Source organism: Nesterenkonia sandarakina, assembly GCF_014138825.1.
Classification (GTDB): domain Bacteria; phylum Actinomycetota; class Actinomycetes; order Actinomycetales; family Micrococcaceae; genus Nesterenkonia; species Nesterenkonia sandarakina.
Map to the genome: position 1 here is coordinate 2,363,369 of NZ_JACJIH010000001.1, position 26,909 is coordinate 2,390,277.

Consider the following 26,909-nt stretch of genomic DNA (forward strand, 5'->3'; position numbering starts at 1 on the left):
GGACGGCTGCCCGGGATCGGGTGCCTGGGACGGGTGCCCGGGGTCAGGCGCCGGGATCAGAAGCCGCTGAAGGCGAGCAGCCCGGCGACCACCAGCATGATCAGACCCACCACAATGTCGAGCACCTGCCAGGTCCGGGGCCGGTTCAACCACTTGGAGAGCACCGCACCGCCAAGCGCCAGGGAGCTGAACCAGATGATCGAGGCCAGCACGGCGCCGGCGGCGAAGAGCCAGCGCTGATCCCCGAAGGTGTTAGCCATGGTGCCCAGCACCACCATCGTGTCCACCCAGGCGTGGGGGTTCAGGATGCTCACGCTGAGACCGGTGGCGGCGATGGCAGAGATCCGGGTGACCTGGACCCGCTGGGCCTGCTTCACGGCGGTGCCGCCCGAGCCGGGGGAGGTGGGCGCGCCGTCGTCGTCCCGGCCGGAGGGTTCGCCGTCCATGCTGGTGAGCTCGACGTGGACCCCGGGCTTCAGGGCCTGTCCCGCCCGGCGGGCGGAGCGGAAGGAGCGGTAGGCGAACCAGGTCAGGTAGGACACCCCCAGCCAGCGCAGCACCTCCATCAGCCAGGGGGCGTGGTCGAGCACTGCGCCGACGCCGGCGGTTCCCAGGGCGATGAGCAGGATGTCACCGAAGATGCAGCAGGCCACGGCCAGGAACACTCGATCACGGCGCAGGCCCTGGCGCAGCAGCCAGGCGCTCTGCGGGCCGATCGCGACGATGAGGGCCAGGCAGGTCAGGAGTCCGGTGAGCAAGGTGGTCATGGCTCCATCTTGGAGTGTCCGGACGCATCCGCACCAGCTCATCATCCTTCATGATCTGAAGCGATGCTTCAGATTTCTCGGTAGGCTGGTGGCATGAACACAGATCACCTGCGCGCCTTCGTCGCAGCGGTGGATGAGGGGACCTTCGAGTCCGCCTCGGCGCTGCTGCAGATCTCTGGGTCTGCCTTCTCCCAACGGATCAAGGCCTTGGAGAAGGAGGTCGGGCATGTGCTGCTCACCCGCACGGTCCCGGTGGCGCCCACTGAGTCAGGGGCGGAGCTGCTGCGCATCGCGCGGCAGACCGTGATGCTTGAGGATGAGGCGCGGCGGAGCCTGGGCTTCCATCGGATCCCCGGGGAGGCGGCCCCCACCGTGACCCTCTCCGTGGCGGTGAATGCGGATTCCCTGGCCAGCTGGTTCCTGCGGGTGCTGCAGGAGGCTGCGACCTGGGATGACGTGGAGCTGCATTTCTACGCCGAGGACCAGGAGCACACCCATGAGCTGCTGCGCAACGGCACGGTGGCGGCGGCGGTGGCGGAGAATCCGACCCCGGTCTCCGGGTGTCGCTCCACGGTGCTGGGCGTGATGCGGTACTGGCCGGTGGCCAGCACCGAGCTGCTGGACCGGCACCGTTCCCCGGGTGGGGTGGTGGACTGGCAGCGAGTGCCGCTGGTGGAGTACGGGATCCGCGATTCGCTGCAGCGGACCGGGCTGCGCCGCCTCGGGGTCTCCGGCACGCCGACCACGCATATGGTGCCCTCCGTAGAGGCCTACAACGCGGCGGTCGGCTACGGCCTGGGCTGGGGAATGATCCCGGAGTCGATGATGCCCCCGGGGGTGCGGGAGGGGACGCATCCCGATCTCGCGGTCGTGGAGGAGATCGGACTGCAGGAGACGGTCCTGCACTGGCAGCACTGGTCCAGCACCACTGCGGTGATGGACCGGCTCACCGGCGCCGTGCGTCGGGCGGCGGCCCGCATGCGGTGAGCGCGGCGGCCCGCATGCGGTGAGGGCAACCCTGGAAAGTCCTTCAAATTTTTAGGAATGGAGTGGCGGTTCCCGGCGTTGCACCGACCATGACCATCAGCACAGAGCGCCACAGCGACCAGTTCGAACTCGGCCTGCACACCTTCGGAGACGTCACCAAGACGCTCGACGGCGAGCAGGATGTCCCGCAGCCCCAGGTGCTGCGCAATGTCCTGGCGGAGGCCAAGATGGCCGACGCATCCGGCGTCGATGTGATCGGCATCGGCGAGCACCACCGCCCCGATTACGCGATCTCCGCCCCGGACGTGGTGCTCTCCGCGATCGGTGCCGCCACGGAACGGATCAAGCTCACCTCCGCGGTCACCGTGCTCTCCTCGGACGACCCGGTGCGCGTCTATCAGCGCTTCGCCACCATCGACGGCCTCACCAGCGGCCGCGCCGAGGTCTCCCTGGGGCGCGGGTCCTTCATCGAGTCCTACCCGCTCTTCGGCTACGACCTCTCCGACTATGAGCAGCTCTTCGAGGAGAAGGTGGAGCTGTTCACCCGGCTGCGCAGCGAGGCGGCGATCAGCTGGCAGGGCAATACCCGGGGGTCGCTGAAGAACCAGGAGATCTACCCCAAGACCGAGCACGAGCACGGCCTGCCCACCTGGATCGCTGTGGGCGGCACGCCGAACTCGGTGGTACGGGCCGCGCGTCACGGCCTGGGCCTGGAGCTGGCGATCATCGGCGGCGCCCCCGAGCGTTTCCGTCCGCTGGCGCAGCTCTACCAGAAGGCGCTCGATGAGTTTGGTCACAGCGGCAACCGCCGCATCGCGGTGCATTCGCATGGATTCGTGGCCCCCACCGACGAGGAGGCGCTGGATATCTTCTATCCGTCCTGGGCGGAATCTATGGCGAAGCTGGGGCGTGAGCGCGGCTGGGGCAACGGGCACCCCTCGCGGGCGCAGTTCGAGCAGGAGGTCCACCAGGGAGCGCTGTATGTAGGCTCCCCGGAGACGGTGGCGAAGAAGATCGTGCGCACCCAGAAGCTGCTCGGCAACAGCCGTTTCGGCATGAAATACGGCAACGCCAGCCTGGCGCACGAGCACATGATGAGCGCCATCGAGCTCTACGGCAGCCAGGTCAAACCCCTGGTGCTGGACATGCTCAGCGACTCCTGAGTGGCCCTGCAGGCGGTGTCGGCGCACTGGATCGCGCCGACACTGCCATCAGTTAGCGACGGTACTGTGATGACATGGCATCGCAGGAAACCTCCGAGGATAAGCACCAGGAACAAAGTCAGGGCACGGCACCAGGGGAGCAGGACACCCAGAACCAGGGCCAGGTAAGCCAGTATTCCGAGACCGACCTGCCGGTGGGGGACGGCAGCATCGTGGTCTACTCCGACCCGGGACGCACCTCCCTGCTGGTGCGCCAGATGCTCAAGCAGCCCCCGCGCGGGCGCAACGCCCATTGGGCGCGGGGCGCCGAGGTCACCCAGGAGCAGGTGTTGATCCCGCTGCGAGAAGACGCCACGCTCGACCTCGACGCGGCCAAGCAGTGGGCCCGCGAAGCCGAGGCTGACATGACGGTGATCATCACCGAGGTCCCGCGCATGGCCGGTGAGCGCCCCAAGACTGCGGAGCTGCACTTCTCGGACAGGCTCGCGATCGTCTCGCTGCCCGCCTTGGGGCCGGTGTTCATCATGCATTCGCTGCGTCGGGAGCTCTACCGGGTGGTCACCGCGCTGCTCAATCAGTCGGTGGACGCGGCGCGGGAGTACGGCGGCTACTACGCCCACGTGGAGGAGCAGAAGGGCGACGACACCTTCTTCATCTCAGCCGGGATGCTCTTCCCCGGCAGGCTCTGGATGACCCTGGGGATGGTGGCGGCCAATGAGCCGCTGTGGTCCCTGCCCAAGCTCTCCGGCGTCTTCGCCGCGGCGGCCGCCACCGGCGCCTTCGGCATCTTCTTCACCACGATCTGGGAGATGGCGAACTTCCTGCCGCATTGGCGCCTGGCGATCGTCTCGCTGGCCGCCGTCGGAATCGTCAGCGCGTGGCTGATCATCAGCAATCGCCTCTGGGACCGATCGGCCACAGTCGGCGGCGCCCGAGAAGCCGCCATGTACAACATCTCCACGGTGGTGAGCCTGCTGACCAGCGTTGCCGCCCTGTACTTCGGGCTCTTCATCTCCATCCTCATGGTCGGGCTGCTGCTGATCGAGCCCGGATTCATGGAGCAGATCCTCGGAGAGGGGACAGGCTTCATGAACTACGTGGAGATCGCGTGGCTCTCGGCCTCACTGGGCACCTTCGCCGGGGCGATCGGGGCGAACTTCGACGACACTGTGGAGCTGAAGAACCTCACGCAGGGGTCTCGCGAACTCCAGCGCTACCCCAAGGACGCCGAGCAGCGCTGAGACTGGGGTCTCGGGCGCCCGGTCCGGCCGGCCGGCCCCGGTGTCCCACGGGTCCGGCTGCCCCTATGGCCTGGCCGCCCCGCCCACCCCTTTGGATCGGCTGGGTCAGGCGATGGCGGCGAGCGCGAAGAGCGCGAGCAGTCCCAGCCCGACGCCCCAGAGGATCACCGAGACCAGCATCCAGGCCATCACCGCGTGGCGGGAGGCCCCGAAGGAGACCATCAATGGTGCGGTGAACTGACTCGGCAGGGCCAGTGGCCCCAGGATGGAGACCCCGGGGACACCGAAGCGATCAAAGATCCGCCGCACCTTCTCGCGCTTGGAAGACTTCTCCGGGGCCGGGCGCTGTGGGCGCTTGTGCAGCACGGCGGTGCGCACCCAGTGGGCGACATAGACCACCAGGATCAGCGAGAGCATGTTCCCGACGACGGCGGCGAAGATCGCCACCGCCGGGTGCAGGCCGGCGATGATCCCGATCGGAGCTCCCCCGTAGGACTCGACGAAGGGGATGGCGGAGACCAGGATGACGCCGAGCCACTGCAGCGCGGGCGGCAGTCCCTGGGTCCAGTTCTGCAGGCCAGCGATCCAGCTGTCCCCTGTGACCGAGGGGGCGAGGTCTGAGGCAAGTGTGAGTGATTCGAGCATTGCTTCATTATTTCGGAGGAGCGGCTCGTAGGCGTCAGCCTGAAGGGTGATCCGCCTGGCGCGACGCAGGTCAAAGGCGTGCACTTGTGCAAACTTGTAGCGGTGCATAAGATGCACTGGTGCAAGAAAATCTGACTCAGCGTAAACGCAACCAGCGCGACACCTGGAACGCCATCCACCAGGCGGCCTTCGCCCTGGCCTCCGCCGGTGGTCCCGGAGCCGTCACGGTGGACGAGATCGCGTCCCGCGCCGGTGTCTCGCGCCGGACCTTCTTCAATTACTTCCCGGTGAAAGAGGATGCCGTGCTCGGCACCCGAACCGCCGAGCTGGACCCAGCCGTCGTCGAACGCTTCCATGCCTCCACCGAGGACGAGCTCACCCGTGTGGTGCATCTGTTCGTGTCCGTGGTGCGCACCTGTCTCCCGGAGGAGACCGCCGCGCAGCGCCGGGCGATCATCGCGGAGCATCCGCAGCTGCGCGCCCGTCTGGCCGAGCTGCTGGCGCAGGTGGAGGGGCTGGTGTACTCCGCGGTCCACGACGAGGCCGACCAGGGCGTGATGCAGCTTCCCGAGGGGGCCGGGGCCCACGCCTTCGAGGCCCTGCTGGCGCTGGCCGGGGGCATCACCAAGTTCGCCTTCTCCCGGTACCACGAGTCCGGCGCGGAAAGTCTGGACCCCTTCATCGGCGAGACCATCGCCCTGTTCAGGAAAGTCGTAGAGACCACCCGATGACCAAGCCGGAGACGTCTTCGCTGCCGAAGGCCACACCGCCGTCCCAGGTGCCGGGGCAGGCCGAGGATACCGACGCGGTTACTGAGCCGGTCACCGACTCTGCCACCGAGCCCGTGACCGACCCGGCCACCGACCCGGCCACCGACGCCAGCACCCCGCCGGAGCCCGAGACCGGACACCTCAAGTGGATCTTCAGCGCCCTGATCCTGGCCATGCTGATGGCCTCCCTGGGTCAGACGGTGCTGGCCACCGCGTTGCCGACCATCGTCGGGGAGCTCGACGGGGTGGAGCACATGGCCTGGGTGATCACCGCGTTCATCCTGGCCTCCACGGTGATGATGCCGGTCTACGGCAAGCTCGGAGACATGTTCGGGCGCAAGCCGCTGTTCATCTTCGCGATCATCGCCTTCGTCATCGGCTCCGGGCTCGGCGGCGCCGCGGACAGCATGGCCCAGCTGATCGGAGCCCGGGTGATTCAGGGCCTCGGCGGCGGCGGGCTGATGATCCTGTCCCAGGCGACCATCGCCGACGTCGTTCCGGCGCGTGAGCGCGGCCGCTACATGGGAGTCATGGGCGGGGTCTTCGCCTTCTCCTCGGTGGCCGGCCCGCTGCTGGGCGGCTGGCTCACCGATGGCCCCGGCTGGCGCTGGACGCTGTGGATGAACGTGCCGCTGGGCGTGCTCGCGCTGATCGGGATCGTGATGCTGCTGAAGCTGCCGCCGCGCGAGCCCGAGGCCCGCGGTCGCATCGACGTGTGGGGGATGGCGCTGCTGGGGGTGGCCACCACCGCCGTCGTGCTGGTGGCGACCTGGGGCGGGGGCGAATACGCCTGGACCTCCCCGATGATCCTTGCGCTGCTCGCCGCGCTGGTGATCTCAGGCCTGCTCTTCACCTGGATCGAGCACCGCACCCCGGAGCCGATCCTGCCACTGATGCTCTTCCGCAGCCGCAACTTCGTGCTGACCATGGTCGCCGGGCTGATCACCGGCGTGGCGATGTTCGGCGCGCTGGGGTACATGCCCACCTACCTGCAGATGGTCACCGGTTATACGCCCGCCCAGGCAGGACTGCTGATGATCCCGATGATGGGCACCCTGCTGGTGGCCTCGATCATCGTCGGGCGCCGGGTGAGCAAGTCCGGCCGATACAAGAAGACGATGGTGATCGGCAGCGTGATCACCGCACTGGGCCTGGGGCTGCTCTCCACGGTCAGCGCGGATTCCCCGGTGATCCTGGAATGCCTCTACCTCGGAGTGCTGGGCCTCGGACTGGGCTGCACCATGCAGCTGCTGACCCTGGTCGCGCAGAACTCCTTCTCGCTGCGTCACGTGGGCACCGCGACGGCGGGGCAGAACTACTTCCGCCAGGTCGGGGCCACGCTGGGCTCGGCGGTGATCGGCTCGCTCTTCGCCAGCCGGCTCACCGAGATGCTGACCGAGCGGCTGCCCGCCGACGCCGCCGGTGGGGTCGGCGCGAACTCGCTGACCCCGGAGCTGGTGCGCGGACTGCCGGATTCGATCTACACGGTGGTCGTGGAGTCCTATAACGAGGCACTGGTGCCGCTGTTCCTCTGGATGGTCCCGCTGGCACTGATCGCCACCGTGATGCTGCTCTTCGTGGAGGAGAAGCCGCTGGCCACGACCCTGGACCGCTGAGCCGACTGGGGGCGGGGCGCGGCGTCGTGCCGGTCCCACCCCGCGCATCCCCCCCCCCTCATCCATTGTGCGATTTTCGGGATCTTCTGGCCCGGATTCGGCCGAAAATTCACGAGAATTGCACAGTAGATGCGCAAGGGGCGACTCTCCCGCCGCGGGCTCCCCGCCCTGCCTCCATCGATTGTGCAATTCGACCGCCGTTTCACCCGCCAGGAGGCGGAGAACCTGCACAGATTGCACACTCGATGCCACGAACCGGGGCGAGGCGTCCATGAGCGGAGCGGGCTCCGTAACCGATCCGACAAGCAGCGATCCACCCGGCAACGGTTCTACGCGCTGTAGTAGACTCGCCGACATCAGCCGAAGGAGGGGGTTTCCTGTGGTCAATGCCGCGGACATCACCCCTTCGCCGCGCCTCGTCTCGGGTCCCGCCCGGCTGGGCCGAGGACTGCTGGCCGCGAGCCTGGCCATCGCTTCCGCCGCCGTTTCGCACACCGTTGCCGGGCACGACATGCCGCACTGGATCGTGCTGGTCCTGGCGCTCGCGGTGAGCCTGCCGGTCTGCGCGTCGCTCTCCGCCGTCCGGCTCAGTCGGGCCCGGCTCGGCGCCGCCGTCGTCTTCAGCCAGGCGGTGCTGCACGGCCTCTTCGCGCTGTTCCCGGCCACTGGGAAGTCAGCCAGCACCATTGCACACAGCGCCGCCACGGTGCACAGCGACGCCGCAGCCCACACCGGACATGCGGTCCATGATCACGTCGTGACCGTCGCGGGAGCGGCGGAGACAAGTGCGGTGGCCCAGGTGCTGCCCGACGCGCCGATGGTCTTCGCCCACCTCTGTGCCGGGCTCTTCACCTTCGCGGTGATCCGGCGCGGCGAGCTGATCCTGCACGCGCTCGGCACCCTGCTGCTGTTGCGCCCGGTGTTGTTGCTGTTCCTGCGCCCGGTCTCGCTGACCGGGCCCCGCGCGATCCGCGCGCATGACTCCTTCTCCACCGTGGTCCTGCGGGACCTCTGGTGCGGCGGTGGCGCGCGCACGCTGCGTGGGCCGCCTGTCCTCGTGAGCTGACACCACCCGTGGTCCCCACGGCACGACGCCGGGGACCAGTCACTTCACGACGGAAAGTACCGAACCCATGTCATCCCACGTATCCACATCCAAGCCATCCGCATCCTGCGCATCGAACACCCTTCGGAGGCGCGCCGGTCGCATCACCGCGCTCTCCACCACTGCGGCGCTCGGCCTGGCGGTCACCACGATGGCCGCTCCGGCCTGGGCGCACGATTCGCTCATCGCCTCCTCCCCGGAGGCGGGGGAGGTCCTGCAGGAGAGCCCCGAGGAGATCACCCTCGAGTTCTCCGGAGGCGGCCTGACCACAGGTGATGGAATCACCAACATCGTCCAGGTCAGCGATGCCGACGGGGAGAACTGGGAGGGCGAGACCGAGGTCGAAGGTGCGACCATGTCAGCGGAGTTCCCTGAGGAGCTCCCCGGAGGCGACTACACGGTGGCCTACCGAGTGGTCTACTCCGATGGCCACGCCGAGGAGCAGTCCTTCGATTTCGAAGTCGAGGAGACCACCCCGGAGCCTGAGCCGACGCCAAAGCCCACGGCTTCCGCTTCCGAGGAGACCGAGGATGAGGCCGAGACGGAGACTGAATCCGCTGCGCCAGCAGAGGACGACGACGCCGCCGACTCCAGCGCCGCTGATCCTGAACAGGCGGAGGAGCCGGTCGCGGGTGACGCCGCTGCTGACACCCAGCAGGATTCCGGGCTTCCGGTCTGGGCGTTCGTGCTCGGTGGCATCGTCGTAGTCGGTGGCATCGCCGCGATCGCGACCGCTGTCCTGCGCGGGCGGAAGAACCCCCGCGCCTGACCCAGCTCCCACGAGTTCCCCGCGCCGGAGGTGGTGCGGGGAACTCGTCCAGCCGGATCTGCTGCTGGGGCTGCGCGCGCGCCGCGGCGCCTCAGTGTCTCGGGTGTCGGGCCCCAGCTAGACCCACGACCAGCACCGCGGCGGCGATGAGCAGCAGGGACAGGGCGACGGCGGCATCCGGGTCGGTCTCGCGCTGCAGGTAGATCTCCAGGGGCAGCGTGCGGGTGACCCCCTGCAGGCTCCCGGCGAAGGCGATGGTCGCGCCGAACTCTCCCAGGGCGCGGGCGAACGCGAGGATCGCGCCGGAGATCAGCCCCGGGGTGATCAGCGGCAGGATGATCGTGCGCAGCACGGCGGTGGGGCCCGCCCCGTCCATCACGGCGGCCTCGATGACGTGTGGATCAAGTCCATGCAGCGCGTTCTCCACTGTGATCACCAGGAACGGCAGCGCCACGAAGGTCTGAGCGAGGACCACCGCGGTGGTGGAGTACGCGATGCTGATCCCGAGCGCGCTCATGGATTCACCCAACAGGCCCTGGCGTCCGAAGGTGTAGAGCAGCGCCACGCCGCCCACCACCGGCGGCATCACCATGGGCAGCAGCACCAGCGCTCGCAGGACCCCGTTTCCGCGGAAGCGCATCCGGGAGAGCAGGAACGCCATCGGCACTCCCAGCACCACACAGAGCACCGTGGAGGTCGCGGCCGTGCGAAGACTCAGTGCCAGGGCCGAGACGGAGGAGGACGAGGTCACCAGGGCAGGGAAGTCGCTCCAGGACACCCGCAGCACGATCGCCAGGAGCGGCACCAGGATCAGCGCCATGCCGACGGCGGCCGGGAGCAGCAGCCATCGTGGGCCGGGGGAGGCATGCCGACCGTTCCGCGGCGAAGCTGCGGTGGAGGGGGTCAGTGTCATGGCCGCCCGAACCCGGCCTCGCGCAGCACCTCTTGTCCCTGCTCACCTTCGACGAAGTCCACGAACTCCTGCGCTACGGGGTTCGCGGACGACTCCAGGGTGGCGATCGGGTAGTGGTTCACGACCTCCTCGGATTCCGGGAGATCGATCTGCTCCACGTCCTCAGCGGCGACGGCGGCGTCGGTGATGTAGACGAGTCCGGCGTCGGCTTCACCGGCCCGGACCTTTCCCAGCACGTCGGTGACAGCTGATTCTTCACTGGCCGGTGAGAGCTCGACGCCGGCGACTGCGGCGATGCGCTGCGTGGCGGCCCCGCAGGGGACCCGCGGGGCACAGACCACAGTGACGACATCTTCTCCGGCCAGGTCCGCCAGCCCGGTCACGCCTGCGGGGTTGCCCGGCGGGGTGACGAGGGTCAGCGTGTTCGAGGCGAAGCTGACCGGGGCCGAACCCGTGAGTCCTGCGTCCACGATCTGGTCCATGGTGTCCTCATCGGCCGCCGCGAAGACATCCGCCGGGGCTCCCTGGTCCAGCTGCGCGGCGAGGTCCGAGGAACCGGCGAAGTTGAAGGCGACCTCGACTCCGGTCTCCTGGTGGAACCGCTCCCCGATCTCGGTGAAGGTCTCAGTCAGGGAGGCGGCGGCGAACACCTGGATCGGGCCTGGGCCCGGCCCATCGGAGGAGCACGCGCTCAGCAGCAGCACCGGCAGCACCGCTGCGGCGCCCAGGGTCCGGCCCATCAGGGTCCGGCGCATCGGGGCCCGGCGCATCGGGGTCCGGCGCATCAGGGCTGGCTCCCAGGCCGCTCCAGCACAACCTGGGTGGCCTTCACCGAGGCCGTGGCGACGACGCCGGGCTCCAGCCCCAGCTCCTGCACAGACTCCGTGCTGAGCAGGGACACCACCCTAAACGGCCCGCACTGCAGCTCCACCTGGGACATCACCGGGTCGCTGGTCACCGCCGTGACCAGGCCGGTGAACCGATTCCGGGCAGAGCTCTGTGCTCCCCCGAGCTCCGCCGGGGCGGCGGCTCGCGCCTGCGCGAAGCGGGCCAGCTCGGCGCCGTCGAGCACCATGGGACCGTTGGAGTCATGTTCAGCCTGCAGGTCTCCCTTGGCCACCCAGCGGCGGACGGTGTCATCGCTGACTGCCAGGAAGCGAGCGGCGTCGGAGATCCGTATCTGCGGCATTTTCTGAGAATACCAGCCGCGAAAACGGATTAACGGCGCCATAGGGGACCTTTGCCCTGTCGAACACGGCGTCCGATGCTATTGAATGGAGAGATGAACTCCATGATCTCTACGATTCTCAATGTCATCTGGCTGGTCTTCGGCGGTCTGTGGCTGGCGCTGGGCTACTTCCTCGCCGGAATCGTGTGCTGCCTGCTGATCATCACGATCCCCTTCGGGCTGGCGTCCTTCCGGATCGGGGCCTACGCGCTGTGGCCCTTCGGCCGCACGATCGTGGATCGAAGCCCCCGAGGTGCAGGGCTCTTCACCACCATCGGCAACGTGATCTGGGTGCTGGTGGCGGGCATCTGGATCGCCATCGGGCACGTGCTCACCGCGATCCCGATGTTCGTCAGCATCATCGGGATCCCGCTGGGCATCGCGAACCTCAAGCTGATCCCGGTCTCGCTGATGCCGCTGGGCAAGGTGATCGTGGCCTCCAACGCGGTGCTGCCGACCTACCGGCACGCCTGAGCGGACGGGCTCGCAAGCCAGGTTGGATACAACCGGCGCGGCGCCCGATCAGCTTGGCGGCGAGGTGCCCTGCCAGCTGAGCGGCCCGGCGCTCGGTCAGCCCAGCGGCGCGGCGCCCGATCAGCCCAGCGGCGCGGCGCGCCTCAGCCCTTGAGCAGGATCTTGCGCATCCCCCTGGAGATCGGCGCCTTCGCCCACCGGGTGGGATCGAAGCCGGGCAGCTTGCGCAGCACGCCGCGCTCGTGGCTGAAGGTCGCCACGCTGTACTCCCCGTGATAGCGCCCCATGCCGCTCGCCCCGACACCGCCGAACGGCAGGCTGGACACCGCCAGCTGAGTCATCACCGTGTTGAAGGTCAGCCCGCCGGAGGAGGTCCGTTCCTGGAAGTCCTCCCGCACCTCCTCGCGCTCGGTGAAGGCATAGAGCGCCAGCGGCTTCGGACGGGCGTTGATGAAGTCGATCGCCTCCCGGTGATCCGCCACGGTGAGGATCGGCAGGATCGGACCAAAGATCTCCTCCTGCATCACCGGGGAGTCAGGGTCGACCTCTAGCAGCACCGTGGGGGCGACGTAGCGCGCGGCGGCGTCGGTCTCGCCTCCGATGACCACGCGACCAGAGCCCAGCAGCTTGGTCAGGCGTTCGGTGTGACGCTCATTGATGATCCGGCCGTAGTTCTCTGCGGCGGATGGGTCTGTCCCGAAGGCGCGGCGCGTAACCCGGGCGACCTCTCGGGCCAGGGGTTCAGCGATCTCGGGGGTGGTCAGCAGGTAGTCCGGGGCGACGCAGGTCTGACCGCAGTTGCTGAACTTGCCCCACACCAGCGCCTCTGCCGTGCTGGTGAGGTCCGTGGAGGGATCGACCCAGACCGGGGACTTCCCGCCCAGTTCCAAGGTCACCGGGGTCAGGTGCTTGGCCGCAGCGGTCATCACGATGGAGGCCACCGCACCATTGCCGGTGTAGAAGATGTGGTCGAAGGGGTGCTCCAGCAGGCGTGTGGTCTCCTCCACGCCGCCCTCGATGACCTGCACCGCCTCGGGGTCGAGGTACTGCGGGATCAGCCGCGCCACCGTGGCGGAGACGGTCGGGGCCAGCTCGCTGGGCTTGAGCACCACTGAGTTCCCCGCCGCCAGCGCGCCGATCAACGGCATCAGCAGCAGGTGGAACGGGTAGTTCCACGGCCCGATGATCAGCACCGTGCCCAGCGGCTGGCGCTGCACGTGGGCGCGCGCGCTGCCCACCAGCAGCGGCACTGAGGTGCTCCGGGCTCGGGTCCACTGGGTCAGGTGCTTCAGCGTCTGCTTGACCTCAGACTTCACGGAGAGCACCTCGGTGAGGTGAGAGTCGACGTCGTTCTTGCCCAGATCCGCGTGCATAGCGGCATGGATCTCCGAGGCCCGCTCCTGCAGCAGGCGCTGGATGCCCTGCAGCTGCTCCCTCCGCCAGTCCATCGACCGGGTCCGTCCGCTGGCGAAGACCCTCTTGGCTTCCGCGACGCCGGCATCGACGGCTGCCGGGGGAGTGCAGAGCCCCCTGTGGGAGGGGCTGCGGGCCTCGGACGGAGTGTACGGCATAGGTGAACCTCTCAGGTCAGGGTGGTGCTCTCACCCTACAGACGCGGATGTGAGCCAGTGGCCCTCAGCTCTTCGGAAGACAGGAGCAAATGGCGCCTTTAGTCACGTTGCGCGAGTGCATCGAATAGTTATACGGTCTAACAGTAACGTTGATGAACAGGATCGGGCGTGACTGCAACAGGGGGCAGCCACCGAAGGGTACGGAGATTTCAGATGAGTGCACAGCCAGTCCCCACCAGCACGCTTCCGCAGGCAGGAATCACGCAGGCAGAAGCGCCGCAGCGGCCACTGCCAAAGCGCACCGGCACTGCCTCGCAGGTAAGCCGGGCGCAGCGGCTGCGCTGCACCCGCTATGACCAGATGGCCAAGGCCGCATCGGCTGGACTCATGGCCCACCCCCATGTGGAGTCCGCCATCGTGGAGATCTCCGGAGACCAGGCTGACCTGGTCTTCCACCTGAACTGCACGATCACGGCAGAGTCTGACCCCTCGGATCTGATGGAGACGGTGGCCCGCGGAGTGGTGCCGAACATCGAGCGGATGCTCGGCACGGACTTCGCCTCGCGCAGGCTTCACTTCAACCGCAGTCTGTACAGCGCCGCCTGAGCCAAGCAGCTCGAGCCTTCACTCATCGCCACATTCAAAAGGAGCCTGCCGTGGGCATCACCCTGATCCAAACGTTCAATGCGTTCTTCCTGGCGGCCATCGTGCTGGCCGGGCCGGTGCTCATCACTGCTGGCCTCTGGGCCACGGCCGGGAATCTGCGCCGTCTCATCTCCGGTGCACCGGAGCTTCGTCCGGCGCGCGGGACCCTCCGCCAGCCCTGATCTCAGTCCAGGAACTCGGCTTGCGCCACGCTGGGACCTGATGGGCCGAGGACATCGATCAGCATGTCCGGGTCCTGATAGCTGGCATGAACCTCCCAGCCAGGCACTCCCCGCAGGTCCGCGCGAATCTGCGCTGCACAGCGGTACGCCTGGGCGTCGGGGTGACGCCAGTGCACAGAGACCAGGTGGCCTCCCGAGGCCAGGGTCGCCGCAGCGCGTCCCAGAACAGCCGCCCACTGGGAGTCGTTCAGGTAATAGGCCAGCTCGCTGATCAGGATCAGATCGATCTCAGCGGCGGGCCAGTCTTCGATGCTGGCCTGTTGGAAGCGCACATTGCTCTCAGGCACCCGCCGAGCCGCAGCCTCCAGCGCTGAGCTTGAGATGTCCGTGGCAAGGACCTCGTCGCAGCGCTCGGCGAGCAGCTCGGTCAGCCCGCCGATGGAACACCCCGGCTCATAGGCAAGGCGGTAGCGCCTGCGCGGCAGCACCCCCATGGTCAGGGTGTACTTGCGCTGCTCATACCATCGGCTGGTCACCGACCAGGGGTCCTCACGCCCGGCATGCAGGCCTTCGAAGTCCAGCGGCGCTGCCGGGAAGACGATCTGCTGATCGCGCAACACGGTTGCCAGCATGTGCGAGGTCAGCACCGGTTCCCCGGGCCCGCGGTCCACCGGGGTGCCCAGTTCAGCGCCCAGCTGGGAGGCGAAGGCCGCGACGGCGCGCGCCCGGACCTCCGCGAGTTCGGGATCGATCGGGATCGAGCGCGCCGCCGACCAGGGGACCTCCGCAGCTGCTTCGGATTCTCCCGACGACCCGGGAGGTGCGCTGTGCAGCCAGAGCCACACCGGGTACTGTACCAGTGCCACGTTGTGCTCGGCTGCTGCCGCCCGCGCGGCCTCACCGCAGGCGTCATGATCAGGATGACCGTCATGGGAGAGTGGGGCGGCCAGCAGGGTGCCACGGGGCATCTGTTCCAGCGCGGCCCCGATGGATTCGGTGAGCGCTGCCTGGTGAGCGCTGAGCTCACCGTCGGGCAGCTCCAGCCTCAGCCGCTCCAGTCCGCTGGAGGAGCCAGCGCCGAGGGTGCGCAGCTCATCCAAGGCGGCCTCGGACTCCGCAGTGCGGATCCTCGCCAGCTGATCAGCGGGAATGTTTTCGGGCGGATGGGATCCGGTGCCGTCGCTCGCGGCCAGGATCTTCACCGGGGCTGCGCTGCGCAGCCCGGCGGCGATCAGCGCGGCCGCCCCGAGCACCTCATCGTCAGGGTGCGGAGCCAGCACCAGCAGTCCGGGCAGCTGGTGAGGGATCCACCGTCCGGCGCCGTCGAGCGCCCCGATGCCCCATTCCGGCACGTCGGCGTCGTAGTCCTGCCAGGCGCTGCGGCTGCTGCGCGGGGCCTGGGTGCCGTGGAAGGTCGGCGGGGTCTCACCAGGTGCCATGAGCGTCTCCGATCAGGTGGTCCCAGCTCAGACCGTGCTCGGCGATGATCGCGGGCAGCGCCGCCTCATCGGTCTCGGCGTGGGACTGGCGGATATAGACGCTGAGATCGGCCACCCGCTGGGCGTGGGCGGGGTCTGAGGCGAGCGGGCCTGGTCCCAGCGCGCGTCCGGTGCGGTCGATGACCTCAGCGGCCATGCGATCGATGTAGGTGCGCACCGCGAAGGCCTGCGCCTTTGCCAGCGGAAGATTCTGCGGGTCGGCGTCGATGGTGCGGGCAGCTCCGCGCAGCAGGGCCCATCCGGCGGTCAGCGCGGCGCCCGCTGCTCCGGCGTGTGCTCGAAGGATCGGCGCGGCTGTAGGGCCGGTGGCGCGCAGGAGCAGGGGTTCGGCGATGGCGCGCGCGGCTCCGTACCAGCAGGCGGCGACACCGATGCCGCCGTGCCAGAAGCCGGCCCGGTCCAGGTAGTCCGCGTGGGTGCCCAGCGCTTGGGCCGGCACCTGGTCGAAGGACACCCAGCCGGAGTCGCTGGCCGCCATGCCCACCGCATGCCAGGTATCAGGCACCGGGGTGACACCGGGGGAGGTGAGGTCCACTGCGAAGAACATCTTCTGCGCGGCGCCGTCGCCGCCGCCGTCGTCCTCGGGTTCCTGGGTCACGGTCGCGGTCACCAGGGCGTGGCTGCACAGGGAGGCGCCGGAGCACCAGGGCTTGGTGCCGGAGAGGGTCCAGCCTGCATCGCCGCGGGTGGCGGTGAGGACCGGGCTCGGGGGTTCAGCCGCCCAGACTCCCCAGAGCTGACCGGCAGAGACCATGTCTGGGTGTTGCAGGTCGGTGGTGATCGCGATCGCGTCGGCGTGGGCCTCATAGAGCCGACCCAGCACGGTGTTCTGCGCCGTGAGGGCGGCCAGGCGCTGCCAGCGGGCCGCGGTGTCGCCGCGTCCGGGCAGCGCGGGGCTTGGTCGGCGCAGCTGCTCGTGGAGCTGGTGCAGAAGATCGGTCATGCGTGCAGGGCTCCAAGGGTTCGGGCGAATCCGCGCGGGGCGCGGCCGGTGGTGCGCCGTGAGGTCACCACCGGCAGGTCGGTGGCGGTGACGATCACGGCGCCGCTGAGGCGCAGCCTGGCCACCAGGTCCACGTCCTCATCATCGGCGAGGCTGCGGAACCCCTGCACGCTGAGATAGGCGTGCGCGCTGAAGCCGAGGTTCGCGCCGTGGATGTGCCGGTGTCCGTCTGCGGTGATCTTCTCGGCGTACTCTGCGGCCCAGGCGCGGCCCACCGGGTCTGCCCCGTCCACCGGGGCGAGTAGGACGGTGCCCACGACGACGTCGGCGCCGCGGCCCCGATACGCGGCGTGCTTGGCGAGCCAGTCCAATGGGACCTGAGTGTCGGCGTCAGTGGTGGCCAGCCAGGGCAGCGCTCCGGGGTGTGAGCCGGTTTCCGGGCCCGTGGTGCTCAAGGCGTGGGCGAATCCAGCGGCCCGCGCGGCACCGACGTTGTTGGCGCCGATCTCGATCACCTCGGCCCCCGCGGCACGTGCCGCGTGAGCCGTCGCATCGGTACAGGCATCGGCGACCACGATCAGTCGCAGCCGCAGAGCCGCGCGCCGGGCAGACACCCGGACCGAGGTGACCGCGGCGCCGACAGTGGGCGCCTCATCGTGGGCGGGGATCACCACGATCGCGTGCACCTCAGGCGCTGTTGGGGTTTTCACTCGACTGAGTCTAGGCTCTCCGCGGGTGCCAGCGTCACCGTGATCCGGTGTTTTGGTCCTGATCCTTCAACGGCGCTCTCGCTGTTGCAGGCGGGAGCATGCGGAGCAGGTCGGCTTCTTCCTCAGCGCTCAGTCCGGAACGGCGTGTTCGGTCCAGGCCCCGCCGCGTCTCGTCGACCAGCACCCGCGCGATGGTCTCACTCAAAGACCTCAGCGTTCCGCCGGCCTTCACGAAGCGGTCGTTGCTGCGCTGGGCGAAGCCGGCGTCACGCAGCGGAAGCCACAGCGGCAGGGATCGCGGGCCTGACCAATAGTTCACGCCGTGGTCCAGCAGCCATGAATCCTCCGCCGGAGCCAATGTGGTGCCCGCCGGAGCGGAGGTTTGGAGTTCGGCGAAAAACTCCTCCAGGGTGATGCGGAGTCCGACGGCGTTGATAGCTGTCCCGGCCATGGTGGAGCCCGGTCCCAGGATGAAGTCGGCAAGGTCGGACACATCGATGGTCTGCACCCAACGGTGAGCAGGTTCGGGGGCCAGCACCCGCCCTCCGCGTTGGAACCGGCCGGGCCAGTATCCGAACCGATCACTGGGATCACCGGGTCCGCTGATCAGCCCGGGGCGGATGATCAGCAGTCGCGACCCGAGTCGGGCCCGGGAGATGTTCTCGGCGTGAACCTTGGCGTCGGCGTAGTCCTGGAGATCCTGGGGCATAAGCAGCTGCGCCGTCTCATCGGCGTCGGACTGATCGTTGCGCGCATAGACCGAGACGCTGGAGATCAGCGTCCAGTGCCGGGCGTATGCGGCGAGCGCGTCGAGCGCCGACTCCACCAGCTCTGGCGCGTAGCTGAGCTCGATGACTTCATCCCACGGCTGCTGCACCGGTGCGTATGCTCCGGACTCGGTCCGGTCGGCGTGGACCATCTGAACCCCTGAGGGTGCGAATCCTGAGATGCCGCGAGCCAGCGCGGTCACCTGGTGGCCCTGGGCGACCGCGGCTGCTGCGATCTCGGCACCGAGCCACCCGGTGCCGCCGAGGATCAAGATCCGTCTCATGGGTCGATCCAACGTGAAGATCGGTGGAGGGGCAACGGCGTTTCGCTCTCAGCGGCAGGTCAGACTCCCGCTGCGGTGATAACGGGTCACGGATCCTGGTCCTCCAGCAGCAGCTTGAGCGCCTCCTTGTGTGCGAGGTAAGCCTGACGCCCTGCCTGAGTCAGCGAGAGCACCAGACGTGAGTGTCCTGCCCGGAGGATCGGTTCCTCGCTGAGGTATCCAACATCGGTGAGCTGACCGAGGTGCTTGCTCAGCGCAGATTTCGAGAGCCCGGTGCGTTCTTGGATCTCGCCGAACTCGATCCCCGTGGCCTGGGAGAGCATCGCGCAGATCCGCAGTCGGTGCGGGGCGTGGATCAGTGCGTCGAACTGTGGCTCAGGCGCCACGATGCCGCCGCTCATAGGGAACGCCGAGAGCGAGGATCCCTGCCGCAAGGATGACGCCGGCCATCAGCCACACCCAGGAGCCCAGGACGTCGTCCAAGAGGATCGCCGCGACCGGGACCGCGCCCGCCAGCAGTCCTGACGCGCCCACCGTCACCCACGGCACGCGGGTGCCCCGGTAAGCAGGCTGGTTGAAGCTGACCCGCCCCACCAGGGCGCCCATCCCGACGGCGAGCAGAATGATCAACGTTGCCTGGAGTATACGGGCAGGTCCGCTCAGCCCTCCGAGCGCATTGAGCCCGAAGAGGGCGAGGATCAAGCCGGCGAGGGCTGGGAAGTACCAGACAGGCACCGGTCGATTGATGGTGGCCTGTTCTTCGCGCTCGGCAGCGTCCAGGGCGCGGCGGGCCTCATCCGGACTAGGCGTGGACCTTGGTGTTTCCATGAAAGAAACACTAGCGAGTTTCCTATGCGGAAACAAGGACTGAGAGCGAGGCGCTCACCGCTGACTGATGCGCAGCAGATTCCCGGCGGGGTCTCGGAAGGCGCAGTCCCGGCCCCCGTAGTCCTGGTCGATCGGTTCCTGGACCACGTCAGCTCCGGCGCTCTCCAGCTGCTGGTAGAAGGCATCCAGGTCATCGACGGCCAGCGTCATCCCGGCGAAGCTGCCCTTGGCGATCAAGGAGAGGATCACCTCGCGCCCCTGATCGGTGATGCCCGGGTCCACCGCGGGGGGCTGCAGCACGATCGAGGTCTGAGGCTGCTCGACGGGTCCCACGGTGATCCAGTGCATGTCCTCGTAGCCGACATCCTGACGGACCTCGAAGCCCAGCAGGTCTCGGTAGAACCGGAGGGAGGCCTCGGGGTCGGTGTGTGGCAGAAACGTGTAATGAATCGTGATGTTGTTCATGGTCACGAGCCTAGGCAGGCGCGCATCCCGCGCTTCTCGATTCCTGACCAGTTTCCCGCTCGACGCGGTGGATGACGCCGTCGAGCTGGCCCGGATCGGTCGGCTGACCTGTTTCGCCAGGCAGGGCGGGACCCCCTCCAGCGCCCCCGCCGCACTCTCCCGGTAGATCCGAGGCGGGACACCCACCAGCTCGGCGAATCGGGTGCTGAAGGTGCCCAGCGAGGAGAAGCCGACGGCGAAGCAGACGTCGGTCACCGTCATGTCCGCCCGCCGCAGCAGGGTCATCGCCCGTTCGATCCGGCGGGTCATCAGATAGGAATACGGCGACTCCCCGAAGCTGAGCTTGAACTGCCGGCTCAGATACCCGGCGGAGAGGTGCACCCCGCGCGCGAGCTGATCGACGTCGAGCGGCCGGTCGTACTCCCGATCGATCCGATCGCGCACCTTGCGCAGCAGCACCAGGGTCTGAAGCCGCTGGTCCTGGCGTGTGCTGCCCATGACGGCATTCTCCCGGAGGACGCAGCATTCCGCGAGGGTCCGGCGCGCGGCATCCCGAACCTCCCAGCGCTGAACCTCCCGGCGCTGCGCCGCCCGGCGCTGCGCCGCCCGGCGCTGACTCGCCGTGCTGGCTCAGCGCTGCTTGGACGGGGGTCAGGGCAGGGGTCGATCTCCTGTCACTCGTCGAGCCCGCCGTGGAGATCCTCGTCGAAGTCTTCGGAGCCATCCGTGTCCCAGTCCTGCGCGGAGGCCAGCAGCTTCGTGGTGAGCAGGTCCTGATCGGAGAGCAGCTCGGCCACGGCACCGCGCAGGTCCTCATCGCCAGCCGAACGCTGCTCGGCGGCAGCGTTGACCACGGCCCGACGGATGGCCTCCTTGGCGAAGGATGCGGTGATGCCTTCGGTGGAGTCGGCCGCATCGCGAAGACCCTGCGGGGAGAACGACAGCTCTTGCGAGTAGAGCGTGAAGAGCTTGAGCCTGCCCTCGTGGTCGGGCAGCGGTATCTCCACCGCCAGATCGACCCGCCCCGGGCGCTGGGCCAGGGCAGGCTCGAGCACCGCGGCGCGGTTGGTGGTCAGTACGAAGGCCACATCAGCGTCCTCAGAAAGGCCGTCGAGGGTGTCCAGGATCTCGAAGAGCAGCGGCCGTCCGCCGTCGCCGAAGTCGCGGTCCTCGGCCACCAGATCGCAGTCTTCAAGGACCACCAATGCTGGTTGCAGCGCTCGGGCGGTCTCCGCCGCCATCGCGATGTTGCCCAGGGCGGGGCCGGTGAGCACGATCACCGTGGTCGAGGAGTCCCCGCCGATGAGGTGCCGGACGGTGTGGGTCTTGCCGGTCCCCGGCGGTCCGTAGAGCAGAATGCCACGCTTCAGATGCTGCCCGGCCTCGCGCAGCTGGGCCTTCATCTCGGAGAGCCCCAAGACGTGGCGCCGGATGCGATCAAGGGAGCCGCTGGGCAGGATCACGTCCGCCTCTCGGATCCGAGGCCGGTCATGGAACTGCACGCTCAGTCCTTCGTCCTGGAACGCGCTGCCGGCCAGGGTGACGTATTCCCCGCGCAGCGTCGAGTGCAGATCCATGCATCGGCGCAGCTCCGGAGAGAGCTCATCGCCGATCGTCTCCTCGGCGCACATGATCTCCAGCTGAGACTGAGCGTGGCCGAAGCTTTGGTTCTTCGTCTGGAGCACCGCGACCGGCTGGCCCTTGAACTGGGCCACCCAGAGCCCGTTGGTGATCACTCGGCGTCGGCGTTCGAAGCCCACCGGCATCGTCTCGTAGGCGAGAGCCCCCTGCTCGAACTGCTGGTACCGGTCTGTGAGCAGCTCAGAGAAGCTCACCTCGCTGCCCTGCGGGTAGCGCAGCCCCTTCGGGGTCGTCTCGGGGAACACCGTGGCCAGCGCGGTGTCCACATCGGCGTGGCGCCACCAGGGGAACATTTGCGAGACCGTGTCCACGCTCAGCGGATCGACGCCGAAGTGGTCCGTGAGCAGCTCGACGTAGGCGCCGGGGGCTGCGGCTTGCTGCGCTGCGCCGGCCATCTGCGTGATGAAGTCGGTGAAGGCGGTGGCGAACTGCTCGGTCGTAAGCTTCTCTGGAACAGACAACGCGGTCTACCACCCTTCTGAACAGGCATTTCCAGTTCAAGGCAGATGCTAGCGGGCGTGAACGCGGGTGCTCGTGCCACCCGCCGAACTGGCGGCTTTCGTCGCTGCCGGGCGTCTCATGAAGCGCCACGAGGAACGCCCCGCCGCGGAGCAGAGCTGGAAGGGCTCCTCCGGGACGGGGCGTTCTCGATGCCGCAGGGTCAGCGGCGACTATAGCGCCGGGCTGGCAGCGTCACCGCACCTGCTGAGCGCTCAGACGGCGGCTGACTCCAACGAGGCGATGTCGATGACCGCGCGGTAGCGCACGTCGCCGGAGACGACCTTCTCGTAGTACTCATCCACCTGGTCGGCGTTGATCAGCTCGATCGTGGAGGTGATGTCGTGCTTCGCGCAGAAGTCGAGCATCTCCTGGGTCTCGGGCAGCCCGCCGACCATGGAGCCGGCGTAGTTGCGCCGCATGGCGAGCAGCGAGAACATCTGGAAGGACTGCTCCTCGCTGGGTGCGCCGACGTTGACCATGGTGCCGCCGCGGCCCAGCAGGCCCAGGAAGGAGTCCAGGCTGACCGAGGCGCCCACAGTGTTGATGATCAGGTCGAAGCTGCCGGCGAGGTCCTTGAACGCCGAGCCGTCCTCGGTGGCGCGGTAGGCCTTGGCGCCGAAGGCCAGGCCGTCTTCCTTCTTGGAGTCGGTGCGGCTGAGCACGGTGACCTCGGCGCCCATGGCGGCGGCGATCTTCACCGCCACGTGACCCAGGCCGCCCATGCCGATGACGCCGACGTTGACGCCGGGGCCGGCGCCGTAGCGCTTGAGCGGGGCATAGGTGGTGATCCCGGCGCAGAGCAGCGGGGTGGCCGCGGCGGGATCCATGCCCTCAGGGATGTTCAGCACGAAGTGATCGCGCACCACGATCTGCTGGCTGTAGCCGCCGTGGGTGTTCTCCCCGAACTTGTCCTGGCCGTTATAGGTCCCGACGACGCCCTGGCTGCAGAACTGCTCCTCGCCGTCCTTGCAGGCCTCACACTCCATGCAGGAGTCCACGAAGCAGCCCACGCCCACGGTGTCGCCGAGGTTGAACTTCGAGACCGAGGAGCCGACCTCGACGACCTCGCCGATGATCTCGTGGCCCGGGGTGATCGGGAAGGTGGTGCCGCCCCACTCGTCACGGACCTGGTGGATGTCGGAGTGGCAGATGCCGGCGTAGCGGATGGCGATCCGCACGTCGTCGGCGGCCAGACTGCGCCGCTCGAGGGTGCGGGTGGTGAAGCTGGACTCGGCGCTGTCGGCCTGGAGTGCAGTGATCGTGGTGGTCATGAAGGGTGGTTCCTTACAGCTGATGGGGAAGAACGGTGGACACGGCGCAGGGCCGCGGCGGGCAATGGATGCGCGCCGCGACCCTGCAACAATCTGGTGGACCCGGTGGGGTCCCGGGCTCAGCTCTCCAGGGTGGCGTCCAGGGTGATCTCCACCCCGGTGAGTGCCTTGCTGACCGGGCAGCCGGTCTTGGCCTCTTCGGCGGACTTCAAGAAGGTGTCCTCGTCGATGTCGGTGACCTCGCCGTGGACGGTGATCTTGATCCCGGTGAGCTTGAAGCCACCTGCCTGATCCGGGCCCATGGAGACGTCGGCGCGGACGTCGAGGGACTCCACGGTGCCTCCGGCGCCGGAGAGCACGGCGGAGAGCTGCATGGCGAAGCAGGAGGAGTGCGCTGCGGCGATCAGCTCCTCCGGGCTGGTGCTGCCGTTGGCCTCATCGGAAGCGCGCTTGGGGAAGGACACCTCGTAGGTGCCGATCTTGGAGCTGCTGAGCTCGACCTGGCCGGAGCCCTCTTCGAGCGATCCGTTCCAGGCGGTGCGGGCTGTGCGTGTAGGCATAGTGAGTCTCCTTGAGTTGATGGTTCCAGCGTCAGTCTTGCCGCTGTGTCCGGATGGTTCCTGAACGTGGTCAGGAGCGCAGGAAGGTCAGCAGGTGCTCGTTGACCTCCTGGGCATGGGTCCAGAGCATGGCATGGGGCGCGTCGTCGATCTCGTGATACTCCGCCGAGGGCAGTGCCTTGTGGAAGACCCGGCCGGTGGAATCGATCGGCAGGATGTTGTCAGCGGTGCCGTGGACGATCATCGCCTTGACCCCGGAGCGGCCGACGGCGGCGACATCCTCCCGGAAGTCGGTGAGCCAGGTCGGCTGGGCCCAGACCGAGGAGTGCGGGGAGGCGGCGTAGGCCAGGTTCTTGTGCGCCGCCAGGGCCTCCTCGCTGAGCCGGCTGCCCAGGTTGTCCTTGGTGTTGAAGAAGTCATCGAAGAACGCCGTGAAGAAGGCGTAGCGATCGGTGGTCACGGCGTCGAAGAGGCCGTCGAACACCTCCTGGGGGACACCTGTGGGGTTGTCCTCGGTCTGCAGCAGGAAGGGCTGCAGCGAGCCCAGGAAGACCGCCTTGCTCACCCGGTCCGATCCGTGGTTGGCCAGGTAGCGCGTCACCTCGCCGGTGCCCATGGAGAAGCCGACCAGCACGGCGTCGCGCAGGTCCAGGGACTCCATCAGGGCGTTGAGGTCAGCGGCGTAGGTGGTGTAGTCGTGTCCGGTGGTCGGGCGGGAGGACTTCCCGAACCCGCGACGGTCATAGGTGATCACGCGGTAGCCGGCGTCGAGCAGTGCCGCGGTCTGCTTCTCCCATGAGGAGCCGTCCAAGGGGTAGCCGTGGATGAGCACGACGGGCTGGCCCGCGCCGTGATCCTCGTAGTAGAGCGAGATGTCTGTGCTGTTCTCGGTTCCGACGGTGACGTGTGACATGTCAGTTCCTCCTTGTAAGTCGGAGAACGTTCGTTCTCCATACGCTTCAGCCTAGGAGAACCAACGTTCTCTGGCAAGTACACTGGAATGACCGCACCATGAAGATCCCGGAAATTCTAAGGAGAGGCCCAGGATGACGCGTCAGGGGGACGCCCACCTGCACCAGTCCAGCGATCCGCTGCGCGCCAGCATCATCGAGGCGGCGGATGAGCTCTACTACGCCCATGGCTTCCGCGCCGTGGGCATGGACGCGCTGCGCCAGCGCAGCGGCGTCTCGCTGAAGCGTCTCTACACCGTGTTCCCCTCCAAAGAGGCCATCGTGCTCGCGGTCCTGGACTACCGCCACCAGATCTGGGTGGATGAGATCGCGACGGCGATGGCGCTCCAAGACTCCCCGAGGGCGCGCCTGCTGGCGATCTATGACTACCTCGCCGGATGGTTCCAATCGGACTCCTTCCGCGGCTGCCTCTTCATCAACGCCTTCGGCGAGCTGGCCACCGAATCCCCCGCCGTGGCCGCCAGGGCGGCGGCGCATAAACGCGATTTCCGGCGTTATATGGAACAGCTCGCCGTGGAGGCGGGGTTCTCCGAGGAGCTGGGGGACCAGCTGATGCTGCTGGCCGAAGGCGCACAGACCACCGCAGCGATCACCGGGGACTCCTCGATGGCCTGCAAGGCCCGCCGAGCAGCCGAGTCGCTGCTCGGCGCCGAGGAATCGACGCGTCTCCGGTCGTTGACATGACCAGGTCGCTGCCATGACCCGGTCCACCGGGCTGACTCGGCCCACCGGTCTGACCAGGTCCACCGGGCTGATCTGGGGCGCCGCGCTGCTGGGTCTGCTCAATGCGGCACCGAGCTACTACTGGGCCCTCGGCGGGGACGCGCTGCTGCCGAGCATCGGGCAGTGGCTGATTGACCTGCGGGAGGCAATGCCGGTGCTGACCGGCCTCGCCCTGCTGGGAATCGCACTGGGAAAGACGTGCGCGGCGATCATTCCGCTGGTGGCGGTCCACGCGCTGCCCGCCGGTGCGGCCGGATCCTCGCGACGCCGGGCACATCGGGTCCTGTGGTGGAACGCCTCCCGACTGGTCGCTGCCGGCTTGATCCTCTACGGGGCGGTTGGTCTGCTGATCAACACCGGGCTGCTGCTCTGGCCCGGCCTGTCCCTTCAGGACCCTGCGGCACGGCTGGGACAGGCGCTGCTCTGGTATCCGATGCTTCTGCTCTGGGGGCTGGTGCTGGCAGCCGGTCTGCACCGGTTCAGAGCCACTCGCGGCGTTTGAAGACGATCCACAGCGTCAGGCTCAGCGCGAGCATCAGCCCCACCGCTGCCGGGTAGCCCCAGCCCCAGAAGAGTTCTGGCATCTGCCGGAAGTTCATGCCGTAGATCGAGGCGATCAGGGTCGGGGCGAAGAGGATCGCGGCCCACCCGGAGATCTTCTTGCTCTGCTCGCCCTGGGCATAGGAGGCGTCAGCCACCCGACGGGTGGCCTCGTTCTGTTCGATGGTCAGCAGGGTGGAATGCAGGGCCACCGCATTCTCCAGGTGTGAGCGCAGCAGCTCCACCCGGTCTCGCATTCGCCTGGCGCGCATGATCAGATCGGCCCGGGTGGAGGACTCCTCACCGGCAGGGCTGGATTCGGCGGCGTCCGTGCCACGTTCGGTGGCCAGTGACTCCACAGGACGCAGCGCCCAGTCGAAGCGATGCACCTTCTGCAGGAGCTGATAGATCCGATGCGAGAGCGCCGCATCGAGCCGGGCTTCCTGGAACAGGGTGCCCTCCATGGACTCGATCGCATTCTCCAGCTCGTCCAGCGCCACCGGGTAGTCCCGCAGCACCGCACCGATGAGCCCGGAGATGGCATCCGAGGCCCGCAGCGGGCGCTTCGGCGGAGAGGGGTGTGCGCTCTCGAGCAGGGTCTGCAGCTGAAGGGGCGGCTGCCCGGGGTTCTCCGGCTGCACGGTCACCACGAGTGCGTCCGAGGCGAGGATCCGCAGCTCCGAGAAGCGGAACTCCGCGACGGGGCCGTCCTCCTCGGTGGTGATGGCGACGCGGTGCAGCACAGCCGCCACCGACTCCGCAGAGGGCGTGGGGATCGGCAGTCGGCTCCGGCTGCCGCGCAGGAAGTCGAGCTGAGCCTCCCGCAGCCCCAGCGCGGTGGCCGTGGCAGCGAAGCTTGGAAGGTCTGCCGTGCTGAGATCCACCCAGGTCAGCCCACTGGGTGGAGTTCCCTCTGGGAGGCCGCCCGCAGAGTCCGCTGCGGAGCTTGCCCCTTCGGCGGTGAAGCGCCGCGTGGTGATCGTCATGGAGCCCCCTGTGATCCCGGCAGGATCAGGACCTGCGGCGATGTCGGACTGGCTCTCAGGGTAGCCCAGCGACGGTGAGTCACCGGGGAGTCCTCGGCGGCGCCCCTGACCTCGGCGCGGCGATGCCCGAACCGAGAGCACCCC

General features: G+C 68.1%; 30 protein-coding genes and 1 pseudogene. 12 read left to right on the plus strand and 19 right to left on the minus strand.

The genetic code is table 11. The features are described from left to right. Nucleotides 1-56: 56 nt before the first annotated feature. The gene (locus tag HNR24_RS10695) at nucleotides 57-767 is read right to left on the minus strand and encodes a LysE/ArgO family amino acid transporter (RefSeq protein ID WP_182495737.1); all 711 of its coding nucleotides are present in this window, start codon (nucleotides 765-767) and stop codon (nucleotides 57-59) included. A gap of 93 nt (nucleotides 768-860) precedes the next feature. Here HNR24_RS10695 and HNR24_RS10700 point away from each other — a divergent pair, with 93 nt between their 5' ends. The 3 genes from HNR24_RS10700 (at nucleotide 861) to HNR24_RS10710 (ending at nucleotide 4,158) form a co-directional block, all read left to right on the plus strand. Then, entirely contained in the window at nucleotides 861-1,754 is an 894-nt protein-coding gene (locus HNR24_RS10700) for an ArgP/LysG family DNA-binding transcriptional regulator (protein WP_182495738.1), read from the plus strand. Nucleotides 1,755-1,843: 89 nt separating this feature from the next. Further along, nucleotides 1,844-2,917, plus strand: coding sequence for an LLM class flavin-dependent oxidoreductase (locus HNR24_RS10705; protein WP_058887814.1), 1,074 nt, complete (start codon nucleotides 1,844-1,846; stop codon nucleotides 2,915-2,917). Nucleotides 2,918-2,991: 74 nt separating this feature from the next. After that, complete coding sequence (locus tag HNR24_RS10710) at nucleotides 2,992-4,158, plus strand: hypothetical protein (protein WP_182495739.1); 1,167 nt, start codon at nucleotides 2,992-2,994, stop codon at nucleotides 4,156-4,158. Between the two features lie 105 nt (nucleotides 4,159-4,263). Here HNR24_RS10710 and HNR24_RS10715 read toward each other — a convergent pair whose 3' ends face one another. Continuing rightward, complete coding sequence (locus HNR24_RS10715; protein WP_083504637.1) at nucleotides 4,264-4,803, minus strand: small multi-drug export protein; 540 nt, start codon at nucleotides 4,801-4,803, stop codon at nucleotides 4,264-4,266. Between the two features lie 119 nt (nucleotides 4,804-4,922). On the opposite strand from HNR24_RS10715, the gene HNR24_RS13830 reads away from it, so the two are divergent. The 4 genes from HNR24_RS13830 (at nucleotide 4,923) to HNR24_RS10735 (ending at nucleotide 9,063) form a co-directional block, all read left to right on the plus strand. Then, nucleotides 4,923-5,534, plus strand: a complete 612-nt coding sequence (locus HNR24_RS13830; protein ID WP_058887812.1) for a TetR family transcriptional regulator — start codon at nucleotides 4,923-4,925, stop codon at nucleotides 5,532-5,534. After that, complete coding sequence (locus tag HNR24_RS10725; protein ID WP_182495740.1) at nucleotides 5,531-7,189, plus strand: MDR family MFS transporter; 1,659 nt, start codon at nucleotides 5,531-5,533, stop codon at nucleotides 7,187-7,189. Before HNR24_RS13830 ends, HNR24_RS10725 begins: the two co-directional genes overlap by 4 nt. Nucleotides 7,190-7,568: 379 nt before the next feature. Next, nucleotides 7,569-8,255, plus strand: a complete 687-nt coding sequence (locus tag HNR24_RS10730) for a hypothetical protein (RefSeq protein WP_182495741.1) — start codon at nucleotides 7,569-7,571, stop codon at nucleotides 8,253-8,255. A gap of 67 nt (nucleotides 8,256-8,322) precedes the next feature. After that, entirely contained in the window at nucleotides 8,323-9,063 is a 741-nt protein-coding gene (locus tag HNR24_RS10735; RefSeq protein WP_182495742.1) for a copper resistance CopC family protein, read from the plus strand. A 91-nt stretch (nucleotides 9,064-9,154) separates the two neighbouring features. On the opposite strand, the gene HNR24_RS10740 is transcribed toward HNR24_RS10735, so the two are convergent. Genes HNR24_RS10740 through HNR24_RS10750 form a run of 3 tightly spaced genes read right to left on the minus strand, consistent with a single transcriptional unit; the run spans nucleotide 9,155 to nucleotide 11,165 of the window. Beyond that, nucleotides 9,155-9,976, minus strand: a complete 822-nt coding sequence (locus tag HNR24_RS10740) for an ABC transporter permease (protein WP_182495743.1) — start codon at nucleotides 9,974-9,976, stop codon at nucleotides 9,155-9,157. After that, nucleotides 9,973-10,761: a molybdate ABC transporter substrate-binding protein gene (modA, locus tag HNR24_RS10745; protein WP_259392440.1), complete on the minus strand. Its 789-nt coding sequence runs from the start codon at nucleotides 10,759-10,761 to the stop codon at nucleotides 9,973-9,975. The genes HNR24_RS10740 and modA overlap by 4 nt, the downstream gene beginning before the upstream one ends. Beyond that, nucleotides 10,761-11,165, minus strand: coding sequence for a TOBE domain-containing protein (locus tag HNR24_RS10750; protein ID WP_058887806.1), 405 nt, complete (start codon nucleotides 11,163-11,165; stop codon nucleotides 10,761-10,763). The genes modA and HNR24_RS10750 overlap by 1 nt, the downstream gene beginning before the upstream one ends. 105 nt (nucleotides 11,166-11,270) lie before the next feature. Here HNR24_RS10750 and HNR24_RS10755 point away from each other — a divergent pair, with 105 nt between their 5' ends. Then, complete coding sequence (locus tag HNR24_RS10755; protein WP_058888130.1) at nucleotides 11,271-11,678, plus strand: YccF domain-containing protein; 408 nt, start codon at nucleotides 11,271-11,273, stop codon at nucleotides 11,676-11,678. 143 nt (nucleotides 11,679-11,821) lie between these two features. Here HNR24_RS10755 and HNR24_RS10760 read toward each other — a convergent pair whose 3' ends face one another. Then, nucleotides 11,822-13,249 (minus strand): aldehyde dehydrogenase family protein, encoded by a 1,428-nt coding sequence (locus HNR24_RS10760; protein ID WP_182495744.1) that lies wholly within the window; start codon nucleotides 13,247-13,249, stop codon nucleotides 11,822-11,824. 213 nt (nucleotides 13,250-13,462) lie between these two features. Between HNR24_RS10760 and HNR24_RS10765 the strand changes: the two genes are divergently transcribed. Next, nucleotides 13,463-13,855 (plus strand): hypothetical protein, encoded by a 393-nt coding sequence (locus HNR24_RS10765; RefSeq protein WP_058887804.1) that lies wholly within the window; start codon nucleotides 13,463-13,465, stop codon nucleotides 13,853-13,855. Nucleotides 13,856-13,905: 50 nt separating this feature from the next. Further along, nucleotides 13,906-14,076 (plus strand): hypothetical protein, encoded by a 171-nt coding sequence (locus HNR24_RS10770; protein WP_157075346.1) that lies wholly within the window; start codon nucleotides 13,906-13,908, stop codon nucleotides 14,074-14,076. Nucleotides 14,077-14,078: 2 nt separating this feature from the next. Here the strand turns inward: HNR24_RS10770 and HNR24_RS10775 are convergent, their stop codons facing one another. The 12 genes and pseudogenes from HNR24_RS10775 to HNR24_RS10830 form a co-directional block, all read right to left on the minus strand. Next, the gene (locus HNR24_RS10775) at nucleotides 14,079-15,515 is read right to left on the minus strand and encodes a bifunctional PIG-L family deacetylase/class I SAM-dependent methyltransferase (RefSeq protein WP_182495745.1); all 1,437 of its coding nucleotides are present in this window, start codon (nucleotides 15,513-15,515) and stop codon (nucleotides 14,079-14,081) included. Then, complete coding sequence (locus HNR24_RS10780; RefSeq protein WP_182495746.1) at nucleotides 15,502-16,518, minus strand: acyl-CoA dehydrogenase family protein; 1,017 nt, start codon at nucleotides 16,516-16,518, stop codon at nucleotides 15,502-15,504. Before HNR24_RS10780 ends, HNR24_RS10775 begins: the two co-directional genes overlap by 14 nt. Next, the gene (locus HNR24_RS10785; protein WP_182495747.1) at nucleotides 16,515-17,228 is read right to left on the minus strand and encodes a glycosyltransferase family 2 protein; all 714 of its coding nucleotides are present in this window, start codon (nucleotides 17,226-17,228) and stop codon (nucleotides 16,515-16,517) included. Before HNR24_RS10785 ends, HNR24_RS10780 begins: the two co-directional genes overlap by 4 nt. Nucleotides 17,229-17,262: 34 nt before the next feature. Further along, nucleotides 17,263-18,279, minus strand: coding sequence for an NAD-dependent epimerase/dehydratase family protein (locus tag HNR24_RS10790; RefSeq protein ID WP_182495748.1), 1,017 nt, complete (start codon nucleotides 18,277-18,279; stop codon nucleotides 17,263-17,265). An 86-nt stretch (nucleotides 18,280-18,365) separates the two neighbouring features. Next, entirely contained in the window at nucleotides 18,366-18,665 is a 300-nt protein-coding gene (locus HNR24_RS10795) for a transcriptional regulator (protein WP_179441228.1), read from the minus strand. Next, nucleotides 18,655-19,107, minus strand: a complete 453-nt coding sequence (locus tag HNR24_RS10800) for a hypothetical protein (RefSeq protein ID WP_157075345.1) — start codon at nucleotides 19,105-19,107, stop codon at nucleotides 18,655-18,657. Before HNR24_RS10800 ends, HNR24_RS10795 begins: the two co-directional genes overlap by 11 nt. Nucleotides 19,108-19,161: 54 nt before the next feature. Then, nucleotides 19,162-19,572, minus strand: coding sequence for a VOC family protein (locus HNR24_RS10805; RefSeq protein WP_182496164.1), 411 nt, complete (start codon nucleotides 19,570-19,572; stop codon nucleotides 19,162-19,164). Between the two features lie 90 nt (nucleotides 19,573-19,662). Beyond that, a pseudogene (locus HNR24_RS10810) lies at nucleotides 19,663-20,070 on the minus strand (helix-turn-helix transcriptional regulator); the annotation flags it as partial. A 176-nt stretch (nucleotides 20,071-20,246) separates the two neighbouring features. Beyond that, the gene (locus tag HNR24_RS10815) at nucleotides 20,247-21,674 is read right to left on the minus strand and encodes an AAA family ATPase (RefSeq protein ID WP_182495749.1); all 1,428 of its coding nucleotides are present in this window, start codon (nucleotides 21,672-21,674) and stop codon (nucleotides 20,247-20,249) included. 252 nt (nucleotides 21,675-21,926) lie between these two features. Further along, complete coding sequence (locus tag HNR24_RS10820) at nucleotides 21,927-22,985, minus strand: NAD(P)-dependent alcohol dehydrogenase (RefSeq protein ID WP_182495750.1); 1,059 nt, start codon at nucleotides 22,983-22,985, stop codon at nucleotides 21,927-21,929. A gap of 119 nt (nucleotides 22,986-23,104) precedes the next feature. Continuing rightward, nucleotides 23,105-23,545, minus strand: coding sequence for an OsmC family peroxiredoxin (locus HNR24_RS10825; protein ID WP_182495751.1), 441 nt, complete (start codon nucleotides 23,543-23,545; stop codon nucleotides 23,105-23,107). A gap of 70 nt (nucleotides 23,546-23,615) precedes the next feature. Then, nucleotides 23,616-24,458, minus strand: a complete 843-nt coding sequence (locus HNR24_RS10830; RefSeq protein ID WP_058887792.1) for an alpha/beta fold hydrolase — start codon at nucleotides 24,456-24,458, stop codon at nucleotides 23,616-23,618. 133 nt (nucleotides 24,459-24,591) lie between these two features. Here HNR24_RS10830 and HNR24_RS10835 point away from each other — a divergent pair, with 133 nt between their 5' ends. Continuing rightward, entirely contained in the window at nucleotides 24,592-25,200 is a 609-nt protein-coding gene (locus HNR24_RS10835; protein WP_182495752.1) for a TetR/AcrR family transcriptional regulator, read from the plus strand. Nucleotides 25,201-25,213: 13 nt separating this feature from the next. Then, a complete protein-coding gene (locus HNR24_RS10840) occupies nucleotides 25,214-25,741 on the plus strand; it encodes a DUF3995 domain-containing protein (protein ID WP_182495753.1) in 528 nt (175 codons plus the stop codon). Here HNR24_RS10840 and HNR24_RS10845 read toward each other — a convergent pair. Then, complete coding sequence (locus tag HNR24_RS10845; RefSeq protein ID WP_182495754.1) at nucleotides 25,719-26,765, minus strand: CorA family divalent cation transporter; 1,047 nt, start codon at nucleotides 26,763-26,765, stop codon at nucleotides 25,719-25,721. The two genes, HNR24_RS10840 and HNR24_RS10845, sit on opposite strands and share 23 nt — an antisense overlap. Nucleotides 26,766-26,909: the final 144 nt, after the last annotated feature.